We start from the raw sequence: 19,729 nt of genomic DNA on the forward strand, positions 1-19,729 counted from the left end.
GGTTTGAACTTGTTTTTTTTAGTTTATTTAATGGATTTATGCTATAAATCTCACGATTGTTCTTTCGCTTAAATTACGTTAACATTAGTAAAAAGTGTAAGGAATTCATGCAATCTTACTCTTAGCACACTTCGAATTATCTCCTCCATCCTCTCACTCCTTTACAGAGATCGCTTATTCAGTTGGTTATTGGCTTAGAAGTCGTATGTATATTATCTGTCGTGAGGGGGACATGTTGTGTTCAGTAAAATTACGATTAGAAATCAGCTCTTTTTTCTCGCTGCTTCGACGTTTGTTCTATTAGTGGTCATCTTTTTAGTTTTTTACTCGCAAAACAAACATATCATTAAACAAAAAAATGATGAGTATACCTTAAACATGATCTCACAATTACAACACGATATATCATCGTATAAGAATAGTATGGATAATCTTTTAATGAACATAGCTTATAATCCGGACATGCAAGAATTTATGCTAGAAAAAGACTATGGGAAAAAATATGAAATTAGTAAAAAAATCGGCAGTGTATTAAATAATGCTAGACTCATGAAAGATGGCATTGTAGACGTCATTGTAGTAGGAAATTCAGGGAATTTCTACAGTACGTTTGGCGGTAATGAATATGTAACCAAGTATCAGCAGCTTTTTAGCGCTACCCCTTTTATTACAGGGCTTAAAGAAGTGAAATATGGATCCAATATTGCTGGATCTCATTTTTTCATTGCAGGATTATCTATTTTTGCAGCTTATGACCCAGAATTTATTGGCAAACAAATCGGCTATTGTTATTTGGTTATTGATGCCAAAGAAATAGCTCCTATTTCTGTTCCTAAAATTGATGGCGAAGAGATGAAGTTTTATTTGATAGATCGTGATCATCAGCTTTTTTCCTCCAATGACATGGCTTCTGGTAAAGAAATAACTGATTTCCTACATACAGCTGAAAATTTAGAAGGACAATCGGCTACGCTTATGTTGAATGGCGAGAGAAACATTGTGCATACGGAACGAATTCCAGAACTAGGCGGTACGATTATAAGCGCGGTTTCTGAAAAAGCGTTATATGCAGAAATAAGGGAACTCAGGTTAAATGTTTTCTATCTGCTGCTCACTGCCATGTTCATTCTCTCACTGCCATTTACCTTGATTATGAATAACCTAATGAAACCGATTCGTCAATTGGCTAATTTTATTAAAGGTATCCGTACACAGCAATCCGTCGCGCCCAAGGAGAATATTCATCTAGAGGGTTATTTCGAAATGACGATTCTTTCTTCCAAATTGAATACGATGTTCAATGAGATCGATTCCTTAACGCAAAACTTGATCCAAACGAATGTGCAGTTGTATAAAGTAGAGATCGAGAAGAAGCAAGCGGAATTAGCTTTCTTGCAGAGCCAGATTAATCCTCATTTTTTATATAACACGTTCGAAATGATTAAAGGCATGGCTTCGATTAAAGGCGTACCCGAAATCAAAGAGTTGGTTCAAGATTTAAGTCGCATTTTCCGCTATAGTATCAAAGGCGCTGAGGAAGTGTTGCTGCAAGAGGAGTTGGACATGATCAGCGCCTATCTAAGAATACAGAAAGCAAGGTTCAAAGAAAGATTTGACATTCAATTGGACATTTCGTCCGATGCGCTAAAGTGCCTGGTTCCAAGAATGATTCTCCAACCCATAGTCGAGAACGCGATCATTCATGGGCTTGAGCCTTTAACGATGAAAGGTCTTCTGCTTATTACAGCGGAGATCGATCCATTCCATAGACTTATTATTCGCGTTACAGATAACGGTGTCGGCATGCACGACGACGTTGTCGCTTCCATGAATGCTAGTCGAGATCGGGGGCAGCATATTGGCATCCATAACGTCGCTAATCGAATTAAGTTTATGTGTGGCGATGAGTTCGGTATAACGATACTAAGCGTGGAGAATCAAGGTACAGAAGTCGTCATGCAATTGCCGTTCAAGGGGGAAGATTATGTTCAAAGTCCTGCTAGTTGATGATGAAGATTGGGTTATACAGAGTTTGAGATCGAGTATCGTGTGGGAAGATTATGGCTTTCAAATCGTGGGTGAAGCCAATAACGCGGATGAAGCATTGAAGTTTATCGAAGAAAACAAGCCGAATTTGGTATTTACGGATATAAAAATGCCTGGCATGAACGGTCTTGAGTTAATGAAACGCGCTGCAAGCAAAGTAGAGGACATTCAATTTGTCGTGGCGAGTGGACATGCCGAGTTTGTATATGCACAGAAAGCCATGCAATATGGCGCTATAGGCTATTGCCTGAAGCCATTCGAAGAAAATGAGATTAGAGATTGTCTTGTGAAAACGAAGCGAAAACTCGAAGCGAGTAAAAAGAACGATCATACAGCGTTGATCGACGTGATTTTTGGGCAAAGTGAGTCGGACTATCGAGAAGTTAATCGACTTCTGTACCAAGCAGGTGTTCATCTTGAACAAAATGGACTGGCCATCATTCAAATCGTTGGTCAGTTCCTTTCCCCATTGGAGCCAGCCATTCCGTACTGTTCGTTGAAGACTGGCCCAAGCAAACGTGTATTTCTGATTAATCAAACCGATTTCCATTTGTTTATTCCCTATATAGAATCGCTTAACGATGTAAGCTTTGGTTATGTGACAAACATAACTCACCTACAGGATATCAGAGAAGGATTAAAAGCCGCGCATGTGTCTGCGTTTCACTTTTTCATAACAGGAAGAAAAGACGGATACGAGAAACGTCCAATGTCAGATGATGTCAGAAGTCAATTGAGCGTAATTGCAGCAGCGATTGGTAAACGTGATCTGAAATTGATAGATAGTTCCTTTCAAGAGATGACGAATTGTTTGCAGACGATGCAAGTTACGATTAAAGACGCTTATATGGTGTATACCCAAATCATATTTCTTATGAATGACAGGCTTTCTTTATATGTAGACTACGGGATTGAACACTTTGAACAGCTTGCCTATGTGTTTTCACATGTGGGCCCTATGTTAGATGAGCTCAGAACGCAAATGAAACAGCACCTAATTTCACTTTCAACGATATCTTACGAGGAAATCGGTCATCAAACGATTCGCGGAGTTGCGAAATTCGTTGCAGAAAACTTTTATAAGGATATCAATGTAAATGAAATTTCCAAGTTATTTTATGTGACCCCGAATTATGTCAGTTATTTATTTAAAAAGGAAATGGGGATCAATTTGACAGAGTATATCACCAAACTGCGAATTGATTATGCAGGAAACTTGCTCCTTAGTTCCGACATGACCATTCAGGAAATTAGCGAGAAATCGGGCTTTAATGATTATTTCTATTTCACGAAAATATTCAAGAAAATGATAGGGCTCACACCATCCGACTATCGCAAAAGAAGTAAATAAGGTTGTACCGCCATACAGCATAGAGACGTTTCTTCGAGATGTGTACGATTTCAAGATTTTATATGTAAAATTCTACGATAACTTATATGCGCAATATCTAGAAAACGGAAAGATTCAATAATTCTGCCTAGATATGTCTATACGTCGTAGCCAAACATTCATATAAAATTAACATTAAGAAATCAACAACATCTTAGGGGAGGGTTCAAATGGCGACCACAACGAAACTAGTTCTGAATACGCCAGTTCAGGAACGATCCAGCTTGTGGAGAAGAATTGTGTTCCACAAGTATTTTTATATTATGTTAGTTCCAATACTTACATGGTATGTCATATTTTGCTATATACCCATGTATGGTTTGACGTTAGCGTTTAAAACATACCACTTCGGCAAAGGTATTGGAGGCAGTCCATGGGCTGGACTTCAAAACTTTACAGATATTCTGAATGACAGCCAGTATATCGTTTCATTAAAAAATACAGTTATTATTTCACTAGGTAAGCTTGTTTTTCATTTTCCGATTCCCATTATTCTAGCCCTCCTCTTAAATCAAATCGTTGGACAACGAATTAAAAAACTATATCAAACAGTACTCACCTTTCCTCATTTCATCTCTTGGGTCGTCTTGGGCGGAATTATTACAAATATTTTAGGCTCGCAAGGCGTTTACAACCAGATTACAGGCTTATTCGGGTGGGATCCATCATCTCCTCTCACGAACCCAGAGATATTTCGACCACTCGTCTACGTCACGCATATCTGGAAAGAAGTAGGATGGGATTCCATCATTTATCTGGCCGCACTTGCCGGTATTAATCCTGAATTGTACGAAGCCGCTGACATGGATGGGGCTGGTTCATTCAAGAAAATGATACATGTCTCATGGCCAGGCATTAAATCCACCGTAGCTATCTTATTCATTCTGAACGTAGGACTTATGATGAATGTTAGTTTCGATCAGATTTACAATCTGTACAGTGCCCCAGTATATGAGGTGGCGGATACGGTAGACACGTATATCTTAAGAACGACGATGTCGGTTGGAAGTAATTTCGGGCTACTGGCTGCAGCAGGTTTTATCAAGTCCGTACTCAGTATGATGTTACTACTGATGGCCAACTATGTCGTGAAGCGGTTTGGGGAGCAAGGTCTGTTCTAGAGAGGGGGAGAAAGAGTGAAAGTTTCAGCAGGATCAAGAAACCGAGTATCCGTATCAAGCTTCGCGAGGCATATGTTTTTAGCGGTATTTGCACTGATTTCGGTGTTTCCATTCTATACCGTCATCCTATCTTCATTTGCCTCTTTTGATGCGATTACCAAAAAGAAAGTGTATTTATTCCCTACTTCATTTGTACTCACGAACTACACAACGATACTGAGTGAAGATCAGTTCTTTCATTCCTTAACAGTTACGCTATTTATAACGGTGGTCGGCGTTGCTATCAATATGTTTCTTTCCGTAACAGGCGCTTATGCACTTTCCAAAAAGAACTTGCCAGGTCGGAATTTATTTTTAACTTTGATTATTTTCACGATGTTTTTCAACGGCGGCTTAATTCCTTGGTATTTACTTGTGAAAGATTTAGGTTTAATCGATAACGTATTTTCAATGATCTTGCCGGTAGCCATCAATACGTTCTATCTCATTATAATGAAAAATTATTTCAACACGCTCCCTGAGGGTTTGGAAGAATCAGCCAAAATGGACGGAGCCAATGATCTCTACATATTAGTCAAAATCATTTTACCGATCTCGGCACCATTCATGGCGACTTTCGCTTTGTTCTACGCTGTTGAACGGTGGAATGAGTGGTATAACTCCTTACTGTTCATCCATTCTCCTTCTAAAGCGCCACTGCAAATTCTGCTTCGTGAATTACTGATTAACTTCAATACGGATATCGGCTCCATAGGTGCGGCCATTCGTGACAGCAAAAGCATCTATGTACAAGGTGTACAGATGGCCTCCGTTGTTGTAACCAGCTTACCGATCATTATTATGTATCCATTTCTTCAGAAACATTTTGCCAGTGGGATTATGGTGGGCTCGTTGAAAGAGTAGGCAGTTACACATTGTTTGGTGTCAAAGAATAATGGGATAGGGGCATTGTTCTTTCATATAAAAAATAAGTACTCAGGGAGGTCAAGTATGAAAATGTTGAAAAAGAGTCTTACGTTCTCCATGCTTGCAGTGGTTTTCGCTACATCTTTATCTGCTTGCAGCAGTAAGAGTGCTGACACAGGAGTAGCTAGTACGACACCAACGAATGAAGTTGTGACAACTTCGCCTAATGCTGAGGCAAGCAAGTATAAGGATCCGATCGAGATTTCCCTTGCTTTATGGGATGTCGAATCTGGCTTGGCTAAATCCAAAGACGATGCTATTTATCAACTCCTCTCTAAAAAGTTTAACGTTACGTTCAAGCCTGTTGGCATCACGTGGGATGACTATGCGCAAAAGATTAATCTCTGGGCAGCTTCTGATTCACTACCGGATATATTCTCGATCGACGCGATTGGAACACCAACATTCTATAATTGGGTGAATCAAGGCGTTGTCAAACCGCTTCCGAAAGACCTTTCCAAATATCAAAATTTATCTAAGTACCTAGATGTGAATGATATTCAAGCAACGAAAATCAACGGACAATTCTACGGTGTTCCAAGACGAACGTATCCATCACTGGATTATAACGCTAACGATCGTGTTATTTTCTATCGCTGGGATTGGGCACAGGCTGCAGGCGTGACGAAAGAACCGAATACGTACGATGAATTCAAAGATATGATGGTCAAAATTGTGAACGCTAATCCCGAAGGAAAGAAACCGGTTGGTTTAACAGGACTACCGAAAACAGCTCCGGATGTTTTGTGGACGTATAGCAATCCATTAGCTACATCCGATGGCAGCGGTGCTGACTCCAAGTGGGTGAAGGAAGAGGGCAAATATATTCCAGCCATTTTCAGCAAAAATTCCATTCCTACATTGAAGTTAGCTCGCGATTGGTTCTCGTCAGGAATCGTGGATAAAGATTTGCCCCTATTAAAAGGTGAACAACATTATGAGAAATTCGCCTCTGGTAAAGCAGCAGCGATTGTAGTTAGTGGTGGTTACATCAATGGCTATAAGAATATAAGAAAATTGAGAAAGATCGATTTAACAAGGTGTATCCGGACAAGAAATTTACGGAAGCTGTGAAATCGTTGAAACCTTTGGTTAGTACAGATGGCAATAGGTACCACCCTGTATTCAAAACCTACTGGTCAGAAAGCTATTTTAATGCCAAAATCAACGACAAAAAGATGGAACGCATCTTGGATTTCTACGATTACTTGCTAAGTAACGAAGGAAAACGTCTCGTGAACTATGGGATCGAAAATGTCGATTACAAGCTAGATGGCGCTAAAATTGTTCCGATTGATCCAAAAACTGTGATTGGTGAGAAATATCCAAGTACACTCGTGTTCAATACATTAGCCACTTGGGAAACTTTGTATCCCGTGGATGATGCAAATGATCAAAGCTGGATGAATAAGGATCTGCAGAAAGACGCGATTGATTATATGAAATTTATTAAAAGTAATACCAAAGTTCCGAGCTTCTCACCTGAATTGACGCTAGTATCAACGCCAGCTAAAGACAAATTCTCCGTCATTAACTCGGATTTACTAATCAAAATCATGGTAGGTACAGATGATGTTGAGAAAATGTTTACGAAGGAAGTAGAGGCTTATAAAGGAAAGGGCTTGGATAAAGTCATTCAAGAAGTGAATGAGAAGTCACAGCAAATGGGAATCAAGTAAGTGATATTCACCCTGGTCGATTTCGGAGATCGGCTGGGGTGATCTTTTATCGAGGAGTGATGCTTCATGACCAACGAAAACTGGACGTTTTTTCCTGAAGTTAAACAGGTTGAATGCTGCAATGGTTCCTTTGGTGATTGGCGGATTGGCCGGATTTAGCTGTTCGTGGGCATCATTTGGACTTCAAAGGAAGTGTTCCCTTGATGTCTTATGTGAAAGAAACCATTGAGCGGCTGGCACATTTACGAATAAATACACTTTTAATTGAATATGAAGATCAGTTTCCTTATCAGAATCTGCCATATATCCATCATCCAAATGGGTTTACCCAACAAGATATCCGTGAAATGCTTGCAACGGCAGAACAATTTGGGATGGAAGTTATCCCCTTTATTCAAAGTTTAGGACATGTCGACTTCGTACTAAAACACGATGCCTATGGGATTTATGTGAAGATGGATTGACCTTTCAATATTGCCCATGCCATCCGGGAGCTCTGCAATTATTCAAGGACATGGTGGATTTACATGCAGCATATGGCGTACAGGCGATCCAACGTATGGCTACGTGTATGTGTATGACGGCGCTCAGATCATTGCGCAAGATTTCACGAATACAACGAAATCAATTAATCTTGCTTTTACGCCGACAAGTAATCAGCTTCGTATTGTGTTGCAAGCGTACAAACAGCAAACGGGCGTATTTCATTTTGATAATCTGAACCTTACGACACCTTAATCATGAAACGAAGGAGTTAAGCATTTATCATGCTTAGCTCCTTATTCATATTTAAAATATTGTTTGGGCGTCTGGCCATACGTTCGTTTGAAAATTCGGATGAAATAGCTAGTCTCCATACCCAGTTGCTGAGCCACTTTCTCAACAGTCATCGAAGGGTTCTCTTCAAATAGTTGGACAGAACGACGCATTCGGATCTGTTGGATATACAACATGGGGGAAATGCCATAAATGCCAACGAACAAACGGTGGAAATGTTGAACAGAGTATCCGACAGCTCTAGCTAAGTTGGATAAATGCAAACGTTCATTATAGTGATCATGTATGAGTTTGATCGCTTCTTGAAGAGCAGGATTGGATTGCCCGACTGGTTTCATTCGCTGCTTTATTTCTTGATTAGACTGTCCTTCAAGGACAGATAACAGGAAATCATACATTTTCCTAGATGCTTCCCAATAACCGCTTTCGCCATTCAAATTGATTAGTTGCCATAAGGATTCAAGCTTATTCCAATACGCATGGAATTGCGTTTTCTTTAATAGCGTCGGTTTTTGGTTACCTAGGTGCTCGAGAACGGCACTTGCAGTAGAGCCGCTAAAAGCCACGAAGCCTAGCTCCCATGCATCTTCACTATCATCAGGAAAATATTCATGGGGTACACCGGCGGGAAGGATGAGCATGGTACCAGGCGTCATCACCATATCGCGATTACCTTCTATGCGAAATATTCCTTTCCCGCTTCGACTTAAGAAGAGTTGGTGGGTGGGATACCCATCGGGTCTTAGAAGATGCTTCTGCTCATGACTGCCAACACAATACACATAGAGAGGCAACTTGTTCTCGAGCAAAGCAAATTCAGCTAGAAGAAATGGCATCATACGATCTGTCACCACCAATGTTCATATTGTACGATTTTTAATATCGTAAGTTCTATTAGTTTATCAACTTTTTCTCCTATAATCAAAATTAATAAGTGAATACGACGATTACTACTGACGTTTACTAATGAGGAGAGATGATTTGAATATGACTCACAAATTTCAACCAATTAGCCCTAAACTGCCCGTCATGATGCACGGCGCTGATTATAATCCAGACCAATGGCTTCACGACCCACAGGTGTTGGAAGAAGATATTCGCCTGATGAAGCTGGCTGGCTGCAATGTGATGGCTATTGGTATTTTTGCATGGACTGCACTAGAGCCTGCTGAGGGAACGTTTACTTTCGAGTGGATGGATCAGATTTTGAATAGGTTTGCTGAGAATGGCATCTATGCATGGCTCTCAACACCTAGTGGAGCGCGTCCTGCGTGGATGTCAGATCGCTATCCAGAAGTGAGAAGGGTAGGAGCCAACCGCGTACGCAATTTGCATGGCATCAGACATAATCATTGCTTCACCAGCCCCATCTATCGAGAGAAGACAGGAATTATTAATAACAAACTTGCTGAACGGTATGGTCAGCATCCAGCGGTTATTGGCTGGCACATTTCCAATGAATTTGGCGGAGATTGCCATTGTGCGTATTGCCAGGATGCTTTCCGTGCGTGGCTGCAAAAGAAATATGGCACGCTGGAAGCATTAAATGCGGCATGGTGGACTTCCTTCTGGGCGCATACGTATACGGATTGGCAGCAAGTTGAATCTCCAGCTCCACATGGTGAAAATATGTTACACGGGCATAACTTGGATTGGCGTCGATTCGTTACGGACCAAACAATCGATTTCTGCAAGCATGAGATTGATGCGGTTCGGGGAGCTAATCCTGCACTCCCGGTTACAACGAATATGCATTTAATTGAAGGGCTAGACTATCGCAAGTTTGCTGATCTGTTGGACGTTATTTCGTGGGATGCCTATCCAACTTGGCATGAACAGAAGAGCGACAGCCAATTAGCTGCTTACATTGCCTTCTACCACGACCTGTTCCGCTCACTGAAGCAGATGCCGTTCTTGCTGATGGAAAGCACACCTAGTCTTACGAATTGGCAGTCGGTCAGCAAGCTGAAACAACCTGGTATGCACCGATTGTCCTCTCTTCAAGCTGTAGCGCATGGCTCAGATTCCGTACAATATTTCCAATGGCGTAAAAGCAGAGGATCCAGTGAGAAATTTCATGGAGCCGTCGTTGACCATTGCGGACATGAACATACACGCGTGTTTAAGGATGTAGCAGAGCTGGGTGAGACCTTATCCAATATTATCGAAGTAGTAGGCACTACGACGCCTTCGGAAACAGCTATTCTGTTCGATTGGGATAACCGGTGGGCAGTTAAAGACGCTCAAGGACCGCGCAATATGGGTATTCATTATGAGGAAACCATTTTTGCCCATCATCAAGCATTCTGGGAACAAGGTGTACCGGTTGATGTTATTGGCTCGGAGGATGACCTATCTGCATACAAGCTAGTCGTTGCGCCAATGTTGTATCTTTGCCGCGAAGAAACGGGACGCAAACTCCAAAGGTTCGTTGAGCAAGGCGGAACGCTGGTAACAACGTATTGGTCTGGTATTGTGAACGAGCATGATTTGTGTCATCTGGGCGGATTCCCGGGACCGCTTCGGAAAACGCTCGGCATATGGGCAGAAGAGATTGAAGGCCTATACGACCACGATCGCAATGGCTTATCGATGTCAATAGATAATCAACTTGGACTAACGGGCACTTTCGAGTCGCATGAGATCTGTGAACTGATCCATACCGAAGGCGCAGAGGTGCTAGGAGTTTATACAGATAGCTTTTATGCAGGGCAACCCGCACTTACGCTAAATCGGTTGGGAGAAGGGAAAGCCTATCACATGGCCACACGGCTAAAGGCAGATTTTCTCCAAGCATTTTACGCGAAACTGGTTGAGCAAACTGGCGTTACAAGAGCGATGAATACGTACCTCCCTCAGGGAGTAACCGTTCAGGTGCGAACGGACGGAGTGGCGGATTATGTATTTATCATGAATTTCAGTGGTCAAAACGAACAAATTGCGCTTGATGATAGAGCCTACACGTATTTGGAGTCAAATGAAGCGGTAGAAGGTGTAGTCGATCTGCCGATTAATGGGATTGTGCTACTTAAACGCAGCAAATGAAAGACTGAATAAACATATGAACCGACTGCTGAAATGAGAAGCAGTCGGTTTTGCGTTTTATTGAGATCCTATGGCCATTCTCGGTCTCTAAATAGTTGAAAACGTTTAGTTTTCGTTGATTGAATCGCTGTTCAGGGATTCACGCAGTGGGCTAAACTGAGCGTGTGATGAAAGCGTTTCATCAAATCTAAGGATAGAGGAGGCTTATGATGTAAGGCACTACAAGAATGAAAGTGTTGTACGCTTTGAAGTTATCTGTTCGACAAATTTCAATTGCGATCACTAACCGCAATAGCAGCAAAGTGATTGGAACGGTAGGCGAGGCGACAGTAGCAGGTACAAATATTGAACAGCGTCCCTATTCGGGTGCGGCAAGCCAGTCCTGGAAGTTTAGAGAAATACATGTAAATCTGTAGATAATTTGACCGAACCACCTGGGATTCAGGCAGACGAAAATTTCCTTACAATTACACCAAGGAGAGGTGCATTCCCTTATGAAGATGAATCAACAGTCATTTGTTTCGAAAAAAATCGTTACGTTTCTGTTAGCTGTACTGATCGCAGTGACTAGCTTTGTATATGCACATCCTGCGCATGCAGCCTCGACGCCAATTGTAAACGCTGTAAATAAGTATGCAACGAATGGTGATCCGATCTGGTCCCAAGGCGGCTGGATGATGAAAGAAGGAGATACTTACTATTGGTACGGCTTGGACGCGTCAGAGCCCATGAAGTTAGCAGACAATACGCTAAATCCAAATTGGAAAAAGAAAGTGAGTGCATACTCGTCGACAGATCTCGTAAATTGGACGGCACATCGGGAAATAGTTAACTTCCCTTCCATTGATGCCAAGCTTGGCGCTGACACTTTCAGTCTTAATCAATGGTTCGGCAGGCCCTTAGTTCAATATAACAACGAGCTCGGTAAATATGTGATGTACTTGGAATGGGGCTGCTGTGATTACCGTGTCTCCATTTCAATCTGGTATAGCGATTCACCAGTAGGTCCGTTTGAATTCCAGAAAGTCATTGCAAATCCAGGCGGTTTATATGGAAATGGAGATCTAGGGTCCATTTATACCGACATGGATGGCACCACTTACATTACGCAAACCGTTGATCGGAGACTAACGTCCAAATTGAAACCAGATGGCAGCCTTCAACCTGATTACAATTCCGGCATTTATATCGGCAGAGTGGATACACAGATGAATGGAAGTAATGAATATGAGATTACGATTACGCCAGTGAAACTATTTGAATCAATAGCTCCGTATAAAGAAGCAACAACGTTGTTCAAAGTAGGTTCGACGTACTATATGCTGGCATCCGAGACCAACGGTTGGAAATCTAGTCCAACGTATTACTATACCGCATCAAGTGTAACGGGTGCATGGAGTTCAGCTACGAAGGTGGGGACAACCTCATGGAATGGCTCCACGTATACGGGAAGTAGTCCTACGGGTACCAATTCGTTCGATACTCAATTTGATCAAGTCTTTGCCATTCAAGGAACTGCAGGTACGACCTATCTGTTCATTGGCGACCGTTGGAACAATATGAAGAATAGTGACGGTACGCCTGGAAGCTATGGTCCTGGTCGAAACCAGTGGTATCCTCTGACCTTTGATAGTGCTGGCAAGCCTATTCTTAACGGGTATCAACAATGGTATATGGACTTGGCTGCGGGTACATGGAGCCCAACAGCTCCTGCATTTGCTGTAGATACGCAGTTAACCTATGCGATCGTGAACGGCAACTCGAGCAAGGCACTTGGCATAACGAGCAATCTGACGACAGATGGCGCAACACTCGAGCAGCGTCCTTATACCGGAACAGCTAGTCAGTCATGGAAATTTGTTGAGGCAGGTTCCGGTTATTACAAAATCCAAAATACGAACAGTGGCAAATACATGGATATTCAAAGCGCATCAACGACGGATGGCGGACAGAGCATTCAATGGACGGCTAGCAGCGCAAATAGTCAGCAATGGCAGCTTATCGACGCAGGTGGCGGCAACTATAAAATTAAAAACCGCAACAGTGGCAAGGTGTTAGGCATTAGTGGTGGTTCAACGGGAGACGGTGCTCCTGTTATCCAGTGGGCAGAAACTGGTTCAGCGAACCAAACGTGGCGCCTCGACGCCGTTGCACCGATTGATTTGACGAAGACATATGCGATTGCAAACCGTAATAGTACTAAGTCACTTGGTACAGTCGGGAACGCAATCGCAGCAGGTACGAATATCGAGCAACGTACTTTTGCAGGCGCGATAAGCCAGTCTTGGCAATTCGAATATGCGAATGGCTCCTATAAAATTAAAAACGTAAACAGTGGCACTTACATGGATATTGCCAGTTCTTCCACAGCCAATGGCGCGAGTAGCGTCATTAACACAGCTAGCAGCTCCAATAGCCAACTATGGCAGCTTGTTGATGTAGGTGGCGGCTACTACAAGCTCAAAAATGTAAATAGTGGAAAAATGCTTGGTTTTTCCGGTGGGAGTACGGCCGATGGGGCAATTAATATGCAGTGGGCAGAATCGAGCTCTCTGAACCAGAACTGGAGCTTTACGGTTCTTAATCCTTAATTTGAAAGTGACCGGGGACATAACACGTCTCCGGTTTTTCATTTTCTGATACAATAGTTGATAATATACGCTTTTTCGTTGTTTTCCTGTATATTCTAGGCATGCGCGTATACGCTAAACTGAAAGACAACGTTCTAAAGTTTAACCGTATCTCTGACCGTAATTCACTCGTAGAAGGGTTGACTTTAATATGGCTCGATTGTTCTTCAAAAGCAAATACATGCCATTTACGTATAAAATGATGATTCCGTATCTCTTGCTCGTACTGATTACTGACGCAGCGATAGGCTATGCCTCGTATACCATGCTTGTAAAGTCACGTACGGAAGTAGCGCAGACGGGTATTCGGGCAGCACTTGAGCAGACCCGCAATAATGCCAATTACCGCATGGCAGAAATTCAGCGAATCTCTGATCTGTTGTTTGGCAATTTACCGTTCCAACGCGCCCTTATAAAGCATGACGACAGGCGCAGCATGTACTTAACAGTCATGGATGAAGTGATTCCGCTGCTTCAAGCTCCGCTTGAATTGTTCGGAAGCCCGATCTGGCTAACGCTCTACCCAGTCAACCCGGATATTGGTGAATCCATGGGCTCATCGGACACGAATCCGATTACTAGAAGTGATTATTTTATTCAGTCATTTTCATCGTTGGAGGGCAGTGCATGGTTTCAAAAACTGCAGGCGGAAGGCGCAGATAATCTCTGGTTTCAAACGGATATAGACCAGGAGCGAGGCAATGTATCCCTTTTCCGCAAGCTCGTCTTATTTACGGACTATAGCAACGTCATTGGATATATTAAAATAACCGTTAATCTAAACAGCTTGCTTGACAACATAGCCAAATATCCAGAGCAGGGTCTTGGCTTACGTTTCTACGACCAGCGGACTGGCCATACGTTATTCGAGCGTAATCCTGGGGAGAGTGGCGAGAAGTTTCTGAATTTGCGGGAAGACATTGAAGGCAATTCGTTTACGATTGAAGTTCGCGTTCCACTCGATTATTTGAACAAGGATGCGAAGCGGTTGCAGGTGACGATCGGGCTGATCTGTGCAGTAAGTTTTCTTGTGATGGGGCTAATCGGATTTGTCGTAGCGACATTGTCTGGACGAAGAATGAAACGAATTGTCTTGTTCATTCGATCCTTTCAGGAGGGCAAACTCGATCGACGGCTTTCTGTGAGTGGCAACGACGAGTTTGAACTCATCGCCCATTCCTTCAATCGCATGGCAAGCAGTATTCAGCAACTCATTCAAGATGTGTACAATCAAGGGGTTCAAAAAAAGCAGGCAGAACTTGAGGCCCTGCAAGCACAAATTAATCCTCATTTTCTATACAATACCTTGTCGACAATCAGCTCCTTAAGCAATCTGGGCAAGACACGCGAAGTGACAGAGATGGTAAAGCTGCTCTCTCGCTTCTATCGATTGACGCTAAACGAAGGGCAAGTTCTTATTCCGCTGCAAAAAGAATTAGATCAGGTTGAGGCGTATCTTGACATCCAAAAGGTTAAATATGCGTCTGCGTTTCAAGTGTTTATTGACATGGACCCGGAAGTCAAAGATGTGCAAATCATTAAATTGCTGGTGCAGCCATTCGTTGAAAATGTGTTTAAACATGCTTGGTTCGGTGAAACCATCGCGATTCGTATAACGGCGAAGCGTGTAGAGGAGCGGTTGGAGTTGAAGGTTATTGATAACGGCATCGGCATGCGGCCAGATACCGTAGACAAGTTGCTTCGCGGCGGGGCACAATCCAACGCATATGGATTGAAGAACGTGAATGAAAGAATAAAACTCCGATATGGCGCTGATTATGGCGTGCAAATTGCCAGTATTTTCGGCGGCGGGACAACCGTTCAGATTTTGTTGCCTTTTCATATAAACGCGTTTCCAGAGGTCGACATAACGAGTTTCTCTCTAAATCCTACAGGAAGGGGTGGCGATCAAACGTGAACATTCACATACTGCTTGTCGATGACGAAGCGATTGATTTGGAATGGCTGCGGGTAAGGGTAGAGGCAACTCATCCTCAAGGACTGCGAGTTGTAGGTACGGCGAAGAGTGGTTTTGCCGCACTTGCTTTAATGAAGGAAGAAAGAGTGGATATCATCCTGTCTGATATCCGCATGCCGATTATGTCGGGGTTCGAATTCGCGCGCAAAGCGAGAGACATTAACCCGGAGGTCCGGATTGCTTTTATAAGCGGACATGAAGACTTCAGCTATGCGAAGGAAGCCATGCAACTAGAAGCCTATGACTACTTGTTGAAACCCGTCGATGACGGTGAGCTGGCTAAGATGATTACAGGTCTTTGTGCGAAGGTAGAGGAGGATCGTCGTCATCGCTCCACGCTAATTGAGGCATTGCCCTATGTACAGCGGGAATTGCTGCTTCGCTGGTTCCAAGAAGCGTCTTCGGCTGCAGCTGAAGAGCGATTGAACGAGTTTGTGGCGCCTTTTATTGAAAAGGGTACCGCGGTGGCTTTAATTGAGGCTGATGACTTTGAAAGACATTCGAAAGAACTGACCGTAGAAGAGCGGCGCGAATTATGGACAAGCGTAGAGCAATATCTGATGGATACGGTTAAGAAGAATGGATTGGGAAGTCTAATGAACGGTTTCGCAAATCGATTCGTTCTTTTGTCAACGGGAGGCGTCGAAACAGAGCTAGAAGATTTGATACGTGTTTTCCGGGAGGCTTTTCCGTTCACCATAACCATTGGCCTTGGTGTTCGCGCGCATAGCCAAGATGAGCTTCATAATTCGTATCGTCAAGCAGAGGTGGCGCTCAGCATCAAGTGGATGCTGGGTAAAAATAGAGTGATCCGCGAAATGACATCCCAACAACTTATGAGAACGGGAACTGTTCAAGTTGAACAGATTTTTGATGAGTTACTGCAAGCCATACTCGACTATGATTTGGTGAAAATTGATGATTGCTTAATGGCTATATTCCGTCCCGACTTTGCGCCACATCGCAAGAGTGAGGCCTATGATCTGATTATCCGTATGACATCCAAATTACATGGGGATATACAACAATTACAGGAGAATTTGTATGAGCTTCTCAACTGGGAATCCCATCAACCCGATATTCTGTTCGAATTCGAAACGATGAATGATATTGTATCCTGGCTGCGCAGAAGACTATTCGAGTTGTCTGAGCTGCTGTTTATGAAGAGGCGGAAACAGGACCGCAAATTGATTGCGGATATGATGAACTATGTGGAAGGATTAATAGAGAACAAAGTGACGCTGAAGGAAGTTGCCGCGAAATTCGACTTTACGCCCAACTATTTGGGTCATTTGTTTAAAGCGGAGACGGGGATGGGCTTCAGTGACTTTATGAATAACGTCCGCATGAAGCGTGCTTGTGAGCTGCTTGATGATCCACGGATGAAAGTGTACGAAATCGCAGACAAAATTGGTTACAAAAATGTTATTTATTTTAATCGCTCCTTCAAGCAGGCAACAGGTATGACGCCAAGAGATTATCGTAAAAAGAACAAAATTTAAAATGGCTTAGATTTTGTATTAATCTTAGTTGTTCTGCTAACTAATATCTTATTATCTATCCCTCTATACCCATTTAAAGGTCGAAGTAGGCGGAGATATTTTTTCCACAAAGGAACAGAGCCAACCCACGCGAGAACGAGGGAGGAGCTTGCCAATCCCAATATGCGTCGCGGATACGAGCTTTGGTTAATGCGCGAAGCGAAGAAGCGGAATCCGAAGATTAAACTTGATATTTTGCAATGGGGAGCCCCTGGTTGGATTAACGATTTACGACAACATTGTAATTACAGGAAAAGCAGTAGAGGAATGATCCTCTGCTGCTTTTTACTGTTCAAGTATAAACTTATAAGTTTGGCATAATTGAGGGTTCGTAGTCGAAGGGGAACGGTGGTGCGCTAATTGAAGCAAAAGTACCGTTTCGTTTGTCGCAGGGGAATGAGGATGCGCTATTGATGCAGGTAGCAGTGGTTTTAAGCTGTTTCGGAGGAAATAGAACATCTAAGTTCCCTTCCCAAGGGAACATAGATCATTGGAGATAAAATAGCGGCGCTACGTTCCCTTCAAGTTACCAGAAGAATATATCCTGAGACATGATTCGTAAAATTGTTTCACAAGAACAATTTTATATATTCGTAGATTTAGTATTAATTTTAGTTGTTCTGCTGAATGATATCGAATTATGGATCCCTCTATAATAAGAAACAGAGAGAGGAGTAGAGATATGATAAAGAGACAACAAAGATTCTGGCATGAACTAGTAAAGAATAGAACCTTGCTTCTTATGATAATGCCAACTGTGCTTCTATGTTTACTGTTTTCATATATCCCAATGGCTGGGATCGTAATTGCTTTCAAGAAATACAACTACACTGGGGGTATTTTTGGAAGCCCGTGGGCAGGGTTAGATAATTTCAAATTTTTCTTCCAATCCGGCAACGCTTGGCTGGTGACGCGGAATACGGCGCTGTATAACCTAGGCTTTATTATTATCGGCAATGTATTGCAAATCTCAGCGGCGATTCTGCTATTTGAAGTCGGCGGCAAATGGTTTCGTAAAATCATCCAATCAGCGATGTTCCTGCCTTATTTCATCTCTTGGGTGGTCGTCGGCTCGATTGCTTACAGTTTCTTCAGCTACGACATTGGCACAATCAACAATTTATTGACATCGCTTGGCATGGAGAAGATCGATATTTACAATACGCCGGGGTATTGGCCGTACATCTTGTTATTCTTCAATATCTGGAAGTCTCTCGGTTATGGCACAGTGATGTATCTAGCGGCTATTACAAGTATTGACACCGAAATGTACGAAGCAGCTGAAATTGACGGAGCGAACGTGTTCCAGCGTATATGGCATGTGACTGTTCCCAACTTAATACCGACACTGACGATTCTAGTGTTGCTATCTGTTGGCCATATCTTCCGCGGCGACTTCGGTATGTTCTACAATTTGGTTGGCAACAACGGCATGCTGTTCTCGTCAACGGACGTGATTGATACTTTTGTCTTCCGCTTACTGATGACCACCAATGAGATCGGCATGTCCGCCGCTGCGGGTGTCTATCAATCAGTGCTCGGCTTTGTGACAATTCTATTGGTCAACTATGCGGTACGTAAATACGATAAAGATCGTGCTTTATTCTAAAAGAGGGGGACAAATCATATGCACGCGACAGCCGTTAAACGCGGCCTACAGAAGGATAGGTTCTTTCTCTCCATCATCGGGTACATCACGCTAATTAGTATGGCTCTAATAAGCATCATACCCTTTTGGATCGTTCTGGCCTCGTCGTTCAACGATGAGAACGCAATCCGTATAGATGGATATAGTATGTTTCCGAAAATATTTGCGACTGAAGCCTATCGCTTGATCTTCGAATTTCCAGATGCGATTCTTAGGGCATACGGCGTAACCATTACGGTTACCGTCGTCAGCACCGTGCTCGGCTTGTTCCTGACAGCAATGACCGCATATGTGCTATGCCGCAAAGATTTCAAGTGGCGTAATCATTTCGCCTTTTACTTCTTTTTTACCACGCTGTTCAGCGGAGGGCTTGTTCCGTGGTACTTGCTAATCGTCAACTATTTGGACATGAAAGATAAATTGATCGTACTTATTTTGCCGACGCTGGTGAATGTGTTCAACATTCTTGTCATGAGAGCGTTCATGAGCGGTATTCCTGATGCGATCTCGGAGTCAGCCAAAATAGATGGCGCTGGCGATTTTCGAATCTTCCTTAATCTGATTCTTCCGCTTTCCAAGCCCGCGCTGGCGACCATCGGTCTCTTCATCGCACTCAGTCATTGGAACGATTGGTATATGGCCTTGCTGTTTGTTTCCGACGAAAATCTGATGCCGCTGCAATACTACTTGTATAAGATGCTAGGCAACCTGGAGGGTATGCGTGATGCTATGGCAGGATCTGGGTCGAGCGTGACGGTCACGATTCCGGGGGAAAGCTTGAAAATGGCCATGACCGTCGTTGCCACGGGTCCAATCATCCTTGCCTATCCGTTCATCCAAAAGTATTTCGTAAAAGGATTAACAATCGGTGCTGTTAAGGGGTAATCCCAGGGAAACCTGGTTATCAA

17 protein-coding genes are annotated in these 19,729 nt (G+C 42.9%); 16 read left to right on the plus strand and 1 reads right to left on the minus strand.

Annotated elements, in window-relative coordinates; all coding sequences use genetic code 11:
• Positions 1-237 precede the first annotated feature (237 nt).
• From HQN88_RS38375 to HQN88_RS14300, 8 genes are all read left to right on the plus strand, one after another.
• Positions 238-2,007: a cache domain-containing sensor histidine kinase gene (locus tag HQN88_RS38375; protein WP_173112846.1), complete on the plus strand. Its 1,770-nt coding sequence runs from the start codon at positions 238-240 to the stop codon at positions 2,005-2,007.
• Entirely contained in the window at positions 1,985-3,397 is a 1,413-nt protein-coding gene (locus tag HQN88_RS14270; RefSeq protein ID WP_173112849.1) for a response regulator transcription factor, read from the plus strand. The genes HQN88_RS38375 and HQN88_RS14270 overlap by 23 nt, the downstream gene beginning before the upstream one ends.
• A gap of 209 nt (positions 3,398-3,606) precedes the next feature.
• A complete protein-coding gene (locus HQN88_RS14275; protein WP_173112852.1) occupies positions 3,607-4,557 on the plus strand; it encodes an ABC transporter permease in 951 nt (316 codons plus the stop codon).
• Positions 4,558-4,572: 15 nt separating this feature from the next.
• On the plus strand, positions 4,573-5,460 hold the full coding sequence (locus HQN88_RS14280) for a carbohydrate ABC transporter permease (RefSeq protein ID WP_216855710.1): 888 nt from the start codon (positions 4,573-4,575) through the stop codon (positions 5,458-5,460).
• Positions 5,461-5,547: 87 nt separating this feature from the next.
• Positions 5,548-6,597, plus strand: a complete 1,050-nt coding sequence (locus HQN88_RS14285) for an extracellular solute-binding protein (protein ID WP_173112855.1) — start codon at positions 5,548-5,550, stop codon at positions 6,595-6,597.
• Between the two features lie 5 nt (positions 6,598-6,602).
• Positions 6,603-7,202, plus strand: a complete 600-nt coding sequence (locus tag HQN88_RS14290; RefSeq protein WP_173112858.1) for a type 2 periplasmic-binding domain-containing protein — start codon at positions 6,603-6,605, stop codon at positions 7,200-7,202.
• 203 nt (positions 7,203-7,405) lie between these two features.
• Complete coding sequence (locus HQN88_RS14295) at positions 7,406-7,666, plus strand: hypothetical protein (RefSeq protein ID WP_173112862.1); 261 nt, start codon at positions 7,406-7,408, stop codon at positions 7,664-7,666.
• Between the two features lie 10 nt (positions 7,667-7,676).
• Positions 7,677-7,940: a hypothetical protein gene (locus tag HQN88_RS14300; protein ID WP_173112865.1), complete on the plus strand. Its 264-nt coding sequence runs from the start codon at positions 7,677-7,679 to the stop codon at positions 7,938-7,940.
• A 41-nt stretch (positions 7,941-7,981) separates the two neighbouring features.
• Here HQN88_RS14300 and HQN88_RS14305 read toward each other — a convergent pair whose 3' ends face one another.
• The gene (locus HQN88_RS14305; protein ID WP_173112868.1) at positions 7,982-8,818 is read right to left on the minus strand and encodes an AraC family transcriptional regulator; all 837 of its coding nucleotides are present in this window, start codon (positions 8,816-8,818) and stop codon (positions 7,982-7,984) included.
• Between the two features lie 148 nt (positions 8,819-8,966).
• Between HQN88_RS14305 and HQN88_RS14310 the strand changes: the two genes are divergently transcribed.
• From HQN88_RS14310 to HQN88_RS14345, 8 genes are all read left to right on the plus strand, one after another.
• Positions 8,967-11,024, plus strand: coding sequence for a beta-galactosidase (locus HQN88_RS14310; protein WP_173112871.1), 2,058 nt, complete (start codon positions 8,967-8,969; stop codon positions 11,022-11,024).
• A 227-nt stretch (positions 11,025-11,251) separates the two neighbouring features.
• A complete protein-coding gene (locus HQN88_RS14315) occupies positions 11,252-11,440 on the plus strand; it encodes an RICIN domain-containing protein (RefSeq protein WP_173112873.1) in 189 nt (62 codons plus the stop codon).
• Positions 11,441-11,518: 78 nt separating this feature from the next.
• Complete coding sequence (locus tag HQN88_RS14320) at positions 11,519-13,615, plus strand: RICIN domain-containing protein (RefSeq protein ID WP_173112876.1); 2,097 nt, start codon at positions 11,519-11,521, stop codon at positions 13,613-13,615.
• 190 nt (positions 13,616-13,805) lie between these two features.
• Positions 13,806-15,572: a sensor histidine kinase gene (locus HQN88_RS14325; protein ID WP_173112879.1), complete on the plus strand. Its 1,767-nt coding sequence runs from the start codon at positions 13,806-13,808 to the stop codon at positions 15,570-15,572.
• The gene (locus tag HQN88_RS14330) at positions 15,569-17,134 is read left to right on the plus strand and encodes a response regulator transcription factor (RefSeq protein ID WP_173112882.1); all 1,566 of its coding nucleotides are present in this window, start codon (positions 15,569-15,571) and stop codon (positions 17,132-17,134) included. Before HQN88_RS14325 ends, HQN88_RS14330 begins: the two co-directional genes overlap by 4 nt.
• 57 nt (positions 17,135-17,191) lie before the next feature.
• A complete protein-coding gene (locus tag HQN88_RS38650) occupies positions 17,192-17,494 on the plus strand; it encodes a hypothetical protein (RefSeq protein WP_420874466.1) in 303 nt (100 codons plus the stop codon).
• Between the two features lie 361 nt (positions 17,495-17,855).
• Positions 17,856-18,782: an ABC transporter permease gene (locus HQN88_RS14340; protein ID WP_173112885.1), complete on the plus strand. Its 927-nt coding sequence runs from the start codon at positions 17,856-17,858 to the stop codon at positions 18,780-18,782.
• Between the two features lie 18 nt (positions 18,783-18,800).
• Positions 18,801-19,706, plus strand: a complete 906-nt coding sequence (locus tag HQN88_RS14345; RefSeq protein WP_173112888.1) for a carbohydrate ABC transporter permease — start codon at positions 18,801-18,803, stop codon at positions 19,704-19,706.
• Positions 19,707-19,729: the final 23 nt, after the last annotated feature.

The organism is Paenibacillus qinlingensis (genome assembly GCF_013204845.1).
Lineage (GTDB): Bacteria > Bacillota > Bacilli > Paenibacillales > NBRC-103111 > Paenibacillus_E > Paenibacillus_E qinlingensis.

Coding starts and splice junctions, on each gene's coding strand:
- HQN88_RS14270 (WP_173112849.1), top strand. CDS start 1,985: ATGTTCAAAGTCCTGCTAGTTGATGATGAAGATTGGGTTATACAGAGT.
- HQN88_RS14275 (WP_173112852.1), top strand. CDS start 3,607: ATGGCGACCACAACGAAACTAGTTCTGAATACGCCAGTTCAGGAACGA.
- HQN88_RS14285 (WP_173112855.1), top strand. CDS start 5,548: ATGAAAATGTTGAAAAAGAGTCTTACGTTCTCCATGCTTGCAGTGGTT.
- HQN88_RS14295 (WP_173112862.1), top strand. CDS start 7,406: ATGTCTTATGTGAAAGAAACCATTGAGCGGCTGGCACATTTACGAATA.
- HQN88_RS14305 (WP_173112868.1), bottom strand. CDS start 8,818: ATGATGCCATTTCTTCTAGCTGAATTTGCTTTGCTCGAGAACAAGTTG.
- HQN88_RS14310 (WP_173112871.1), top strand. CDS start 8,967: ATGACTCACAAATTTCAACCAATTAGCCCTAAACTGCCCGTCATGATG.
- HQN88_RS14315 (WP_173112873.1), top strand. CDS start 11,252: ATGAAAGTGTTGTACGCTTTGAAGTTATCTGTTCGACAAATTTCAATT.
- HQN88_RS14320 (WP_173112876.1), top strand. CDS start 11,519: ATGAAGATGAATCAACAGTCATTTGTTTCGAAAAAAATCGTTACGTTT.
- HQN88_RS14325 (WP_173112879.1), top strand. CDS start 13,806: ATGGCTCGATTGTTCTTCAAAAGCAAATACATGCCATTTACGTATAAA.
- HQN88_RS14340 (WP_173112885.1), top strand. CDS start 17,856: ATGATAAAGAGACAACAAAGATTCTGGCATGAACTAGTAAAGAATAGA.
- HQN88_RS14345 (WP_173112888.1), top strand. CDS start 18,801: ATGCACGCGACAGCCGTTAAACGCGGCCTACAGAAGGATAGGTTCTTT.